Genomic DNA, 13,317 nt, shown 5'->3' with positions numbered 1-13,317 from the left:
CATCAAGCATCAAGCATCAAGCATCAAGCATCAAGCATCAAGCATCAAGCACTGGTCACGGGTCGCTAAGCGCCGAATACCGAGCGATGAGCATCACGCATTAAGCAACGCGCAAGAGTGTCGAGCAGTGAGCATCGTGCATCTATCACGCAGTACGCGTCACCGACCATCGAGCACTGAGCACCGAGCACGAAGCTCAAAGCGCCAAACACAAAGCCCGAAGCAGAAAGCTCGAAGCCCAAGAAGACACTCGAAGCATTGTGACCGCCCTCGACGGTCTTTCACGGCTGCGTGTGGCAGACCGAGACAGCCTCATGCGCAGCGACGTTGTTGTTGGTACGTGTGCATCGCTAGCGTGATTGGGTCCGGAATCACGGGTGAACCGTATACGCGTGGCGAGGGTAGTGTCCTGTTGGTGTTGTCGAGCCAAAGGGCTCGGAGGACGTTGGTTGTCAGCGGGCGCGGAAGGTGATTCAAGGCTCTATCAAGCTGAGTGCCACCGATGTTCTACCAAGTGGCCACGCAAGTTAGTGCTTTGTGCAGTTCGAAAAAAAGCTGCTTTCTTGGTTACTTTCTTTGCACGGGACCAGAGTAAGGCGCTGAAGCGCCAACTCTGGTCGACAGCCAAGAAAGTGACCCCCGCCCAGGGGTGGGGCGCGCCAATAGACCGACACGAAAAGAAAAAAGCCCCTCGCGGCATCAGCGAAAATAAGCCTTGGTATTCTCATGCACATCATGAGCAGCTAGCAGATCATCAGCGTGCAACCACTGATACTCGCTGTGCTGATCAAAGCGCCCAATGGCCACATTGCCACTCAACGGCAGAGCGTAAGCAAGCACCACATAGTGCGTCCCAAACCCCTCAGACCCAGAAAAATTATCGCAATAGCGATGCTCGAACACCCCATAAAACCGCGCAGAAGACCGCTCGACACTGGCGACGCCTAGCTCACTCCGCACGATGCGCCGAAACGCGGCATCGAGCGATTCGTCCTTGGCGATGCGCCCGCCGGGCACGAACCACGTCCCCTGTGCAGGCCGATTTCGCCGCCGCCCCACGAGCACTCGCCGATTCCCATCAGTGACTATGAGATCGATCGACACGAGCGGCGCAAGCCGAACCACTGTCATGAAATCCGCTTCGCTCAGCATCGCCGTTGCATTGGTCATTTTCTTTTGATCGTTATGAATGATGGATGCCGGTCCCCGTTTGAACAGACGCAGCGCCAATTCAGTGTAGCGCGCACAGGCATGCGACAGTCCGCCGCAGCACTGGTCTTAAACGACTAAATCAGTCCCTATTGCCCCACATAACCCGCAGGCTTCGTGACGTTCGCGCGCATCGCTGCGGCGTTATCGGACACGACATAGACCGGCGCTTCGCTCAAGACGAGCGGCAAGCGTCCATCGCTGTATTGCATCGCCGATGCATTGCCCATCATGTCGAATACCGTCACCGTGCCCGACTTGCCCGGCGCATCCACGACGAGGCTGTAGTCGACGCCATGCGTCGAATCGAAACCGTCGCGGCCCGGCCACGATGCATTGCGATGCGTCCACAACGCAGTCACGACCTTGCCGCTATTCAAACGCTGAAACGCGTACGCATAGACGCCCCGCGGCGTGCCATTGAGATAACCGAGCGTCGTCGTGCCATCGATGATGCGCGTCATCGCGGCCACTGCCATCGCAGCGGGCTTCGGGCTGATCTGCGTCTGCCCGAAGCCGCCCTCCGCATTGACGAGATCGAAGAACACGCCATAGCCCACTTCGGGCGGATCGGCGCTATAGAACACGAAGCTCACGTCCGCACCCTCGCCAAGCAGCATCAGATGCGCGCGCGCGACAACCGCGCCTTGCGCATAGAGCACGTTCCAGCCGGGCGTATGCGGACCATACTTGCTGCCGATGTCATAGCTCACGCCCGTCTCGGTGACGAAGAGCTTTGCGCCAGGCTTCACGATGTCCGTCATCGCGCGACGCAACTCGCGCATCGCGGCGGGCATCGCTTTGGCCGACGTCGATGCATCGGCATCGAAACGCTCCGGCGGATGCGACGGCGACGTGCCCACGTCGTAGTAGCCATGCACGCTTACGCCATCCAGATACTTGCCGATGCCAAGCGGCGCGAGACGCCTGAGCCACGTCGTATTCGATGCGAGATTCGACAGCGTCAGCCCCATCACGACCGCGTTCGGATCGCTCGCATGGATGGCTTCGTGCGTGGCCTTGTACATCGCGACGAGGTTGGCATCGGAGTCGCGCCACGGCAGGCCGCCTTCGTAATCCGGCTCCCACGTCACCTGATAGTAGTTCTGCGACTGTCGCGGGAACCACGTCTTGCGCACGGTGTTCGACTCGGCGCCCACGCGCTTCATGTAGTCGCGGTAAGCATCGAGGGATACCGGCGCGTAGCTGTGCGTGCGCTCCTTCGTCGGGCTCGCCCAGGCGGGGATGCCATCGAGCTGAATGAGGCGCAACAGGTCGCCGGGTTTGAAGAAGGGCGCGAGATTGTCCGCCGCTGCATCGAACGTGTGCGGGTCTTTCTCCTCGGTCACGTACCAGTTGCGATTGTCATTGACCCACGTGAGACCGAGATCGGGATAGAGCGGCCGATAACCATCGCCCGAGCAGCATGCCTCGCCCGGCTTCAGATACGCGGCGCCCTGACCGCCGAAGCGATGCTGATCGACGCGCGCATCCGTCACGGCCGGCAGCGCCGCGGATACATCGGGCAGCACGCCGAACGTCGCGATGCCCGAAGGCCGTGTGCCGCGTCGAGGTAACGCGGCCTTGTCCGATTCGAGCGATGCGCTCACCGCGAAGTACCCCGCCGCACGCGATGAGCACGCGAGCGTGTACGTGCCCGGCTTCGCATCGACGGCGAAGCGGCCGCTCGCTTTCACGACGTTCCACGCATCGCGAATCTCCCAGCTCACCGCGTCGGCAGCCTTTGCGCGAGTCGTGATTGCAACGGAAAGCGGCGCGTTCAGCGCGAACATGCGCGTGCCGTTGCTGCCGGGCGTATCCGCTTCGATCGAGGGACCGCTTTTCGCAGCCGGTACGGGCGTTGCGGGCGCGTCGCAGCGCAGCGGCGGCGTATCGAAGGAGGCGCGCTTGCTGGCCGCGGGCGTGACGGGTTCGTCGGACGTTGCGTTGTCGCAGGCGGTCATCGTCAAAAGCATGGCGATGGCGGCTGTCGCGCGGCGTGCGGTCGGAAATCGGTTCATCGTGCGAATGATCGGATTGTGAGGGGCAAGGCGATTCGCGGCACTACAGACCGCGTGCAAGCGCCCACGATGACCGCAGCGCCCGCCGCGAACCGTGCGCATGCGCACGCGCGCCGCCCGTTCGTCCGATGAATGCGTCGTCGGAGCCGGCGAGGAACTGATCAGACATGAAACACATGCGCCTGCGGCACGGTTACTGGTTGCCAATCGAGACCGGCAAATTTGACCGGCTTCCCTCACCGTTGCGTCTTACGATTTCTTTTGACAGTACGCGCAATTAATCGGGTCAATCCAGTGGTATTCCCCGGACGAATCGTGACGACTCGGAACCGTTCGTTCGTATTAACCCTGAACTGTGCACCGCCGCAAATGAACTAGGTTTTGGCGGAAATGTCCGGCTGGGGCCGCCTTTGCTCGCGGTGCTTCCCGGGCTTTTTGCCCTCGTGCGGCGCAGCATGTCAATTCATATAAAACGCCTGGATTATGTCGGTGAATAAATAGTCGTGGTGTTATTAAAGAAACGCTGATTCGCATTCGTTGAATTAAATCGACGTTAAACGGCGATTAATAAATCAACGGATTTCGGATTTATTCGGTGGTCTGGAAGCGCCGCCGTCTGTATCAAAATCTTACCGGCGATAATCCAAAAATTGCCGATTCAACGCGTGCGAACGGCGCGCTTTGAAGCGGCCGATGTTTCATCGGTGAATCATTTTCAAACGGGCAGTTGAAAAGCGCTGGTTGGTTCGTTTGACCGCAAAAGGCCGTGCGACAGGGCTTCTGGCGATTTGAGCGGGGAACCGCACGGAAGGGAAGCCATACGGCATTGCCGAACAGATCGACCGTTCGTATGAAGAATAAATGAAATCCAGGCAATTGGCATTCAAAGACGCTCAAACCGAATGCGGACATGGATATCAATGTGCGGTCAGCCTCATAACCGAACAGATTTTGTGGTTTAAGCGCGAAAATCGAACCCACGGAAAACATTGTCTGCTTATTATTCACACCAGCGGAGACGATTCCGCCAACCTCTCGTTCCCATCGGTCACGGCAACCCGGCGAAGTTCGGGAACGCCTTGATGCAATGCAATGGCCGAGTAACTCTTCCGCACCCTGGAAACAAAGCTGCAGAGGATGACCATGCCTTACGCCACTCTCGAACCCGCAGTGATGGGTTGGATGCCTCCCTCGACGAGACCGTCGCAGGCAGAGGTGAAACGGATTGCGATTTTGCTGTTCGACGGATTCTCGCTACTGGGTGCCGGAATCGTCGCTGAAGTCTTTCACATGGCCAATGAACTGTCGTCGGCCAAGGCGAAAGCGGACTGCACCTATGACGTGCGATTCCTCTCCGTCGAAGGCGGCAACGTCGCGTGCTCGTCTTCGGTGCGTGTCTGGACCGACGGTCTCGACGCACGCCACTACGGCGGCTTCGATGCGCTCTTCGTCGCTGGCGGACGCGGCGCCGAGGAAGCCGCGAAGGACGATCGCATCGTCGAATGGCTGCGCCGCGTGAACGGCAAGACCACGGCGATCAAGTCGATCTCCGAAGGCCGCAAGGTGCTGGAGGCGGCGGGCATCGGTTACGCACACGATGCGCAGGCCCGCTATGGCAACGCGATCATGCCGCTCGTGCGCGACGAGCAATCGGGTGAAGGCGGCGATCGCTACGAATCGATGAAGGGCGCGCTGATGATCGTGAAGCGAGATCTCGGACTCGACATCTCGCGCAGCGTGGCCGAACGTCTCATGCCCGGCTCTGCCGCGAAGCTCGTGTCGATTCTTGGCGACAGCGGCGCGGCATCGGCGGGCGACAAGATTCGCGCGGCGGCGCGGTGGCTCCAGGACAACTGCGAGCGGCCGATCTCCGTCGTCGATGCGGCGCAAGTCGCCGCGATGAGCGAGCGCAACTTCCTGCGCCGCTTCAAGATCGAGATGGGCATCACGCCATCCGATTATCTGCTGCAGGCACGCCTTGCCGTGACCTGCGCGCTGCTCACCGACTCGGAGTTGCCGGTGGACAAGATCGCGCGCAGAAGCGGCATGGGCAACGGCGACAGGCTCGCCAAGATTTTCCGCAAGCGCCTTCTGATTTCGCCGACCGAATACCGGATGCAAAGCCGGCGCGAGGCAAACGGCTGAGAGCCGGACGCGTCAGAAGGGCCAGGAGACAGCAAGGCCGAAGCATCAGCGTCCCTCTGTGTGGGGTACCGGACAGGGGTGGCGTAAAGCGTCGAACATTTGGCCGGACCATCTTGGTCCGGGGCCCAATCATTCTCGGGCGGCAGTGATGTCAAGCAAGCCGCGAACGAACATGCAGGCAGGAGTCCTACGATGAGCAATGAAACACGCACGCAAGGCGAAGTGACGACAAGCAGCGAGGTGCAGGTGGGCGCCGTGACGGCCACGCCGTGCCGCCGGCTGGTTTCCGTCATTTTGGCCGGCGGCTCGGGCACGCGCCTGTGGCCGATGTCCCGTGAACAGTTTCCGAAGCAATTGATCGGCGTCGTCGGTCGCGACTCGCTTTTGCAAGCCACCGTTTCGCGCATGAAAGGCTTTACGGGCGACTTCAACGTGAGCGCCGAGCCGATCATCGTGTGCGGTGAAGAGCATCGCTTCACGACGGAAGAGCAGACGCGCGAAAGCGGCGTCAGCGCGAAGATCATCGTCGAGCCGGCACGCCGCGATACGGCGCCCGCGCTCACGCTGGCCGCGCTCGCCGCATGCAAGGATGGCCGCGACGCGATCATGGTCGCGATGCCCGCCGATCACTCTATCGCCGATATCCCGGCGCTGCATCGCGCAATCGCGATCGCCGCCGAGCACGCGGAACGCGGCGCGATCGCCACGCTCGGCATTCCGCCGACGCGTCCCGACACCGGCTTCGGCTATATCCGCCTCGGCGGCGCGCTCTCCGACGGCGCGCATCAGATCGACCGCTTCGTCGAGAAGCCCGCCGCCGAACTCGCCGCGCAATACGTCGCAGCGGGCACGTACTGGTGGAACAGCGGCATCTTCGTCGTGCGCGCAAGCGTGTGGCTGGCCGCGCTGCAGAAGCTCAATCCCGAGATGTTCGCGGCATGCAGCGCGGCGCTCGGCGAAGGCAAGGACGACGGCAAGTTCTTCCGCCCCAACGCGGCGCAGTTCGGCAGTACGCCGTCCGATTCGATCGACTACGCGGTGATGGAGCACATCGGCACGCCGAACGCACCGTGCGAAGGCATCGTGGTGCCGCTCGTCGCAGGCTGGTCCGATCTCGGCTCGTGGGACGCCGTCTGGGACGCGATGGACAAGGACGACTCGGGCAACGTCGCGAGCGGCCGCGTGGTGTTCGAAGGCGCGACTTCGAGCTATGCGCGCTCGGAAGGCGGACGCCTCGTCGCATGCGTCGGCACGACGAACATCATCGTCGTCGAAACGGATGACGCGGTGCTCGTCGCCGATCGTTCGCGCGTGCAGGACATCAAGGGTCTCGTCGCGCGCATCCGCGAACAGCATGCGCCCGAAGCCGACACGCATCGCAAGGTGCGCCGTCCGTGGGGCTTCTATGACTCGATCGAGCATGGCGAGCGGTTCCAGGTGAAGCGCATCGTCGTTGCGCCGGGCGCGCAGCTTTCGCTGCAGATGCATCACCATCGCGCGGAGCACTGGATCGTCGTGTGCGGCACGGCGCTCGTCACGCGCGGCGAAGAACAGTTTCTTCTTTCGGAGAACGAATCGACGTTCATTCCGCTGGGCGTGCGGCATCGCCTCGAAAATCCGGGCAAGGTACCGCTCGAGATGATCGAAGTGCAGTCGGGCAGCTATCTCGGCGAGGACGACATCGTTCGTTTCGACGATACGTATGGCCGTAGCTGAGCACCGCGTTTAGCGGGTGCATGGCACTGGGTCCCTCGCAGCGGCGCGCGATAGTTCGCCGCGGCATGCGAGGGGTAAATGAAAACTTAGCTGGGCGGGATCGATTTCGTTCGGGGAAAAGACATGCGCGATTTACAAGGATTGCTCGCGCGCCTCTTCGACGTCGCCATGATCGTCGGCGGCGCGGCGGTGGCGTCGCAGATCAGGTTCGAAAACATAGCGGTGCCCGCCTATTCGGCGGTGTTCGTCGCTTTTGCGGCAGCGTTTTCGCTTGCCCTCTTTCCGGGCTTCGGCGTCTATGAATCATGGCGCGGCCGCAGGAAGGTGATGCTCATCTGCCAGGTGTCGCTTGGCTGGCTGGTGGTGCAGGGCTGCGCGCTGGCGCTGATGTTCTCGCTGCATCGGCTCGACTATGTATCGCGCCTCTGGTTTGCGTACTGGACCGCGATGTCCGGCGTGCTCATGATCGGCGGGCGGCTTCTCACGCATGTCGTGCTTGCACGCATGCGCAATGCTGGCATCAACCTGCATCAGGTGGCTGTCGTCGGTTGCGGCAAGCATTGCAATTCCATCGTCAGGAAGCTCGAACGTGCGAAGAATTCGGGCTTTCGTGCGAGCGCCGTGTTCAACGTGGCGCCCGAATCGGGCCGGCTCAACGCGCGCGTTCCCGTGTTCGAGGATCACGATGCCTTCGTGAACTACGTACGCACGCACAACGTGCATGAAGTTTGGCTCGCGCTGCCGCTTTCCGAGGAACGCACGATCCATCGCTTCGTGAACGAGTTCCGCGAAGAGCTCGTGAACGTGCGCTTCATGCCGGACGTGCGCAGCCTCTCGCTCTTCGAAAGCAGCACGACGGACCTGCTCGGCGAAACCGCGATCAACCTCGTTGCATCGCCGATCTCGCAAAGCGCGCTGTTGCAGAAGGAAATCTTCGACCGCGTGTTCGCGCTCGGCGCGATCATCGCCATCTCGCCGCTGCTGATCGCCATTGCAATCGCGATCAAGCTGACGTCGCGCGGTCCGGTCTTCTTCAGGCAGCGTCGCAAGGGCGCGGACGGCCGTGTGTTTCGAATCTACAAGTTCCGTTCGATGCGACTGCACACGGAACAGGCCGGAGTGGTTCGGCAGGCCACGCGCAATGATCCGCGCGTGACCCGTGTCGGGGCATTCCTGCGCCGTACCAGCCTCGATGAGCTGCCGCAGTTCTTCAACGTTCTGCTCGGCGACATGTCGGTCGTGGGCCCGCGTCCCCACGCACTGGAGCATGACGATCTCTATCAGAAGGTCGTGTCGGGGTACATCCATCGTTACCGGATCAAGCCGGGTATCACCGGCTGGGCGCAGGTCAACGGCTTTCGGGGAGAGACCGATCTCATCGAAAAAATGGAAGGACGCGTCGCTCACGATTTGTACTACCTGGGTAATTGGTCGTTCGGCCTCGACATGAAAATCATTGCCGCAACGATCTTCAAGGGACTACGCCACACCAACGCTTATTGAATGCAGGGGACGACCATCATGCACAATCAACAACAACCGGGCACCACGACCATGGCCGCCAATACCAACGTGTCGGGCGTCTTCCGGCTTTCGAGCCTGGCGGCTGCAGCTTCTCTCTGCGTGATCTTCGCAGGATGCGCGCTCGCACCGGGCATGCACATGGAAAAGCCGGCCGCGCTCGCCGAAACGTCGACCGACCAGGGCGATACCGCGACCGCCGTGAACATTCCGATCACGCCGATCGACCTCTCGCTCGTGCGCAAGCTGAAGGCCGCGCAGCCGTCGTCAACGGTCGATCCGAACGCGAGCCTCTACGGCAAGCCGACCGCATACGTGCTCGGACCGGGCGACGTGCTCCAGATCACGGTCTGGGATCACCCTGAACTGGTCGCCGCGCTCGGGCAGCCGCCGCAGCAGACGCGTCCAGCCGATGCCGCGCCTGGCTTCGTCGTCGATGCCGACGGCAATCTGCAATTCCCGTATGTGAACCGCGCGCTGCACGTCGCGGGCAAGACCGAATCGCAGGTCCAGCGCGAACTGTACGCGGAGCTGTCGAAGGTCTTCGTGAAGCCGCAACTGACGGTGCGCGTCGCTTCGTTCCGTGCGTCGCAGGTTTATATCGACGGCGAAGTGCGCACGCCCGGCTCGCTGCAGATCAACGACATTCCGATGACGCTCACCGAAGCCATCGGGCGTGCGGGCGGTTTCGCGACGAGCGCGGATCAAAGCCGCGTCACGCTGATTCGTGACGGCGTCACCTATCACATCAACATGGCGGGCATGACCGCGAAGGGCCGCAGCCCGGCGGATATCATGCTGAAGCCGGGCGATGCATTGCGCATCGATTCACGCGAAGACAACGGCGTGTACGTGATGGGTGAAGTGACCAAGCCGGCCACGGTGATCCCGATGCGCAACGGCAAGCTGACGCTCTCGGATGCGATCTCGCAGGCCGGCAGCTTCAACGCCGAGACGTCGGATCCGAAGGAGCTGTACGTGATTCGCAATGGCCAGACGGACAACCCCGAGGTCTACAAACTCGACGCGCGTTCGCCGGTGTCCATGCTGCTTGCGAACAGCTTCGAGCTGCAGCCGAAGGACGTGGTCTACGTCGATAACAACGGCCTTGTCCGCTTCAGCCGCGTGCTGAACCTGCTGCTGCCCGCGATCAACGCGGGTCTGACGGCAGCGGTCATCACCAAGTAAAACTTCGTTTTTTTGGCTTCAACCGGCGCGCGCGGGGCGCGCCGGCGTTCTGTGCGACTTTTCAAAGAAATAAGCGAGCGAGACCATGGCCATAAACTTTGATGCACGCTACTCGGACGTCTCGACCGGCGACGAGTTGCGATTATCCGACTATCTGGCGGCCGTCTTCGGCAACTGGAAACTCGTGACGGTCGTTATGCTCGCGGTGGTCGCATTGGGCGCCGCGTATGCATTCGTTGCGCCGCCGACCTACAAGGCCGACGCGCTGATCCAGACCGAAGAGACCAACGCCAACAACAACGCGAACGCGAACGTCAACGCGGTGCAAGCCGTGTCGCAGATGTTCGACGCGAAATCCACCACGGCCGCGCAGATCGAACTGCTGCGCTCGCGCCTCGTCGTCGACGATACGGTGCGCCGTCTTCACCTCGACATCGCCGCCGCGCCGCATACGGTGCCGGTGCTCGGCGGCGTGATCGGCAGCGCATTGTCCACGTTCGACGTGAAGGTGCCGGAAGGCTATCTGTCGCGCTTCGCATGGGGCAAAGAGCAGATCGACGTGCCGCTCTTCGATACGCCGAAGGAACTGTACGAGCAGAAGTTCACGATCGTGGCGGGCGAGAACGGCGCGTATGTGCTGAACGATCCGAACGGCGTGGCGGTTCTGTCGGGCAAGGTCGGCCAGGAAGCGTCGGGCATGACGCCGCAAGGTCCGATCAGGCTGAAGGTCGACAAGCTCGTCGGCGCGCCGGGCGTGCACTTCGACGTCCAGCGTTTCTCGACGCTCACGACCATCGACAATCTGCAGCAGCGTCTGACGGTCGCTGAAACGGCCCTGCAATCGGGCATCATCAGCGTGAGCCTCGAAGGGCGCAACCCGAAAGAGATCTCGCAGATCGTCAACAACATCGCGAACCGCTTCGTGCAGCAGGACTCGGACAAGCGATCGGCCGAAGCGGAGCACACGCTCGCCTTCCTCGATCAGCAATTGCCGGTGCTGAAGAAGCAGCTCGACGAAGCGGAGCAGCGCTACAACACGTTCCGCAATCGCCAGGGCACGGTGGATCTGAGCGAGGAAAGCCGCCTGCTGCTGCAGCAGATCGTCGACAACAAGACGAAGCTCACGGACCTGCAACAGCAACGCGCGGAACTGTCGCAACGCTTCACGCCGCATCATCCTTCGGTGCAGGCGCTCGATGCGCAGATCGCTTCGCTCTCCGGTGCGCAGACGCGCCTCGGCAAGAACGTATCGACGCTGCCGGACACCGAGCAAACGGCGCTGCGCTATCTGCGCGATGTCCGCGTGAACACCGAGCTGTACACGAACCTGCTCAACAGCGCGCAACAACTGCGCATCGCGAAGGCCGGGCAGATCGGCAACGTGCGCGTCGTCGACTATGCACAGCCGGCGGACGATCCGGTGCGCCCGAAGCGCCTCATCGTCATCCTGATTTCGGCTGGCGTGGGCCTCGCGCTCGGCATCCTGTTCGCGTTCGTCCGCAAGTCGCTGTATGGCGGCGTGGAGCGTCCGGAAGAGATCGAGAAGCAGCTCGGCGTTCGCGTGTTCGCCATCGTGCCGCGCAGCGATACGCAGCTTCGCCTGCAACGCAAGGTCGGCATGCGCAGTGAAGGCATGCACGTGCTGGCCGCCCAAGCGCCCGAAGATGCAGCGGTCGAGGGCATTCGCAGCCTGCGCACCTCGCTGCAACTGCAACTCGCCGATGCGCGCAACAACGTTGTGATGATGACGGGCTCGCGTCCGGAAGCCGGCAAGTCATTCCTGTCGGCGAACCTCGCGACGCTGGTTGCATCGACGAGAAAGCGCGTGCTTCTGATCGACGGCGACATGCGCCGTGGCGATATCCACTCGCACTTCGGCGTGCGCCATTCGCCGGGCTTGTCCGACGTGCTGATGGGCGCGGATGTCAACAGCGCGATCCTGCATGACGTGTTGCCGGGCGTGGACCTGATCACGAAGGGCACGTTGCCGTCGCATCCGTCGGAATTGCTCGCAAGCGAGCGTCTCGGCGAAATGCTCGATCAACTGAAGCAGATGTACGACCTGGTGATCGTCGATACCCCGCCGGTCCTCGCCGTCACCGACGCGACCGTGATCGGCAAGCACGCGGGCACGAGCCTGCTCGTCGTGCGGCACGGCAAGAACCAGGTCCAGGAAATCGGCGAGACGATGAAACGCCTGCAGCACGGCGGGGTGAACATGAAGGGCGTTCTGCTGACCGACGTGCCGCAATCGAAGATGTTGATGGGCAGCACGTACGCGGGCTACTACGGCTACGAGAGCATCGCCGAATAAAAAAATAGGCAAGGCCAGCAATAAAAATAACGCGGCGCGTACGCGCGCCGCATTCAGACCGAAGAATAGGGGTTAAGCATGGACCGCAAAGTTGCTTTGATCACGGGGATCACGGGGCAGGATGGGTCGTATCTGGCCGAACTGCTGCTCAACAAGGGCTATGAAGTACACGGCATCAAGCGCCGCAGCTCGCTTTTCAACACTGACCGCATCGACCATCTTTATCGCGATCCGCACGATCCGGATCAGCGTCTCTTTCTGCATCACGGCGACCTGACCGATTCGACGAGCCTCGTGCGCATCATTCAGCGCGTGATGCCGGACGAAATCTACAATCTGGCTGCGCAAAGCCACGTGGCCGTTTCCTTCGAAGAACCCGAATACACGGCGAACGCCGATGGCCTCGGCGCACTGCGCATTCTCGAAGCGATCCGCATTCTCGGCCTCGAGAAGAAGACACGCTTCTATCAGGCATCGACCTCGGAACTGTATGGCCTCGTGCAGGAGATTCCGCAGCGCGAAACCACGCCGTTCTATCCGCGCAGCCCGTATGCGGTCGCGAAGCTCTACGCATACTGGATCACGGTCAACTACCGCGAAGCGTATGGCATGTACGCATGCAACGGCATTCTGTTCAATCACGAATCGCCGGTGCGCGGCGAGACCTTCGTCACGCGCAAGATCACGCGCGCCATCGCGCGTATCGCCGCGGGCCTGCAGGACGATCTGTATCTCGGCAACCTGTCCGCGATGCGTGACTGGGGCCATGCGCGCGACTACGTCGAGATGCAATGGATGATGCTGCAGCAGGAGCAGGCCGAGGACTTCGTCATCGCAACGGGCGTGCAGTACAGCGTGCGCGAATTCGTGCAGCAGGCGGCAGCGGAACTCGGCGTGCACGTGCGCTTCGAGGGCGAGGGCGTCAATGAGATCGGCATCGTCGATCGCGTGGAAGGCCGTGAGACGAAGCTGCGTCCGGGACAGGTCATCGTGCGCGTCGATCCGCGCTACTTCCGCCCGACCGAAGTCGAGACGCTGCTGGGCGATCCGACCAAGGCGCACGAGAAGCTCGGCTGGCGTCCGGTCACGTCGTTCCAGTCGCTCGTGAAGGAGATGGTGCGTGCGGATTATCAGATTGCACGTCGCGACGCACTCGTCACGCTGGCCGGTTTCAAGGCCCTCGAACATCACGAGTAAGCCGCC

At 61.8% G+C, this 13,317-nt stretch carries 10 protein-coding genes; 6 read left to right on the top strand and 4 right to left on the bottom strand.

What is annotated here, in order from left to right; all coding sequences use genetic code 11:
• Window positions 1–699: 699 nt before the first annotated feature.
• The 4 genes from AB6804_RS25310 to AB6804_RS25295 all read right to left on the bottom strand — a co-directional run bounded on the left by AB6804_RS25310 (window position 700) and on the right by AB6804_RS25295 (window position 4,211).
• A complete protein-coding gene (locus AB6804_RS25310; protein WP_035959888.1) occupies window positions 700–1,152 on the bottom strand; it encodes a GDP-mannose mannosyl hydrolase in 453 nt (150 codons plus the stop codon).
• 146 nt (window positions 1,153–1,298) lie between these two features.
• The gene (locus AB6804_RS25305) at window positions 1,299–3,230 is read right to left on the bottom strand and encodes a hypothetical protein (protein WP_370888765.1); all 1,932 of its coding nucleotides are present in this window, start codon (window positions 3,228–3,230) and stop codon (window positions 1,299–1,301) included.
• 43 nt (window positions 3,231–3,273) lie between these two features.
• Window positions 3,274–3,399: a hypothetical protein gene (locus tag AB6804_RS25300; protein ID WP_280519418.1), complete on the bottom strand. Its 126-nt coding sequence runs from the start codon at window positions 3,397–3,399 to the stop codon at window positions 3,274–3,276.
• Window positions 3,400–3,851: 452 nt separating this feature from the next.
• Window positions 3,852–4,211, bottom strand: coding sequence for a hypothetical protein (locus tag AB6804_RS25295; RefSeq protein WP_244794222.1), 360 nt, complete (start codon window positions 4,209–4,211; stop codon window positions 3,852–3,854).
• A 162-nt stretch (window positions 4,212–4,373) separates the two neighbouring features.
• Between AB6804_RS25295 and AB6804_RS25290 the strand changes: the two genes are divergently transcribed.
• The 6 genes from AB6804_RS25290 (at window position 4,374) to gmd (ending at window position 13,311) form a co-directional block, all read left to right on the top strand.
• Window positions 4,374–5,375, top strand: a complete 1,002-nt coding sequence (locus AB6804_RS25290) for a GlxA family transcriptional regulator (protein ID WP_035959886.1) — start codon at window positions 4,374–4,376, stop codon at window positions 5,373–5,375.
• Between the two features lie 192 nt (window positions 5,376–5,567).
• Complete coding sequence (locus AB6804_RS25285; RefSeq protein WP_244794223.1) at window positions 5,568–7,091, top strand: mannose-1-phosphate guanylyltransferase/mannose-6-phosphate isomerase; 1,524 nt, start codon at window positions 5,568–5,570, stop codon at window positions 7,089–7,091.
• 123 nt (window positions 7,092–7,214) lie between these two features.
• A complete protein-coding gene (locus AB6804_RS25280) occupies window positions 7,215–8,594 on the top strand; it encodes an undecaprenyl-phosphate glucose phosphotransferase (protein ID WP_244794224.1) in 1,380 nt (459 codons plus the stop codon).
• Window positions 8,595–8,645: 51 nt separating this feature from the next.
• Window positions 8,646–9,800, top strand: a complete 1,155-nt coding sequence (locus AB6804_RS25275; protein WP_244794751.1) for a polysaccharide biosynthesis/export family protein — start codon at window positions 8,646–8,648, stop codon at window positions 9,798–9,800.
• Window positions 9,801–9,885: 85 nt separating this feature from the next.
• The gene (locus tag AB6804_RS25270) at window positions 9,886–12,114 is read left to right on the top strand and encodes a polysaccharide biosynthesis tyrosine autokinase (RefSeq protein ID WP_244794225.1); all 2,229 of its coding nucleotides are present in this window, start codon (window positions 9,886–9,888) and stop codon (window positions 12,112–12,114) included.
• A gap of 78 nt (window positions 12,115–12,192) precedes the next feature.
• On the top strand, window positions 12,193–13,311 hold the full coding sequence (gmd, locus tag AB6804_RS25265; protein WP_035959759.1) for a GDP-mannose 4,6-dehydratase: 1,119 nt from the start codon (window positions 12,193–12,195) through the stop codon (window positions 13,309–13,311).
• Window positions 13,312–13,317 lie beyond the last annotated feature (6 nt).

It is taken from the genome of Caballeronia sp. RCC_10, assembly GCF_041360715.1.
GTDB lineage: Bacteria > Pseudomonadota > Gammaproteobacteria > Burkholderiales > Burkholderiaceae > Caballeronia > Caballeronia grimmiae.
The sequence above is the reverse complement of the archived record's forward strand: the minus strand, read 5'-3'. Positions and strand labels throughout refer to the sequence as shown.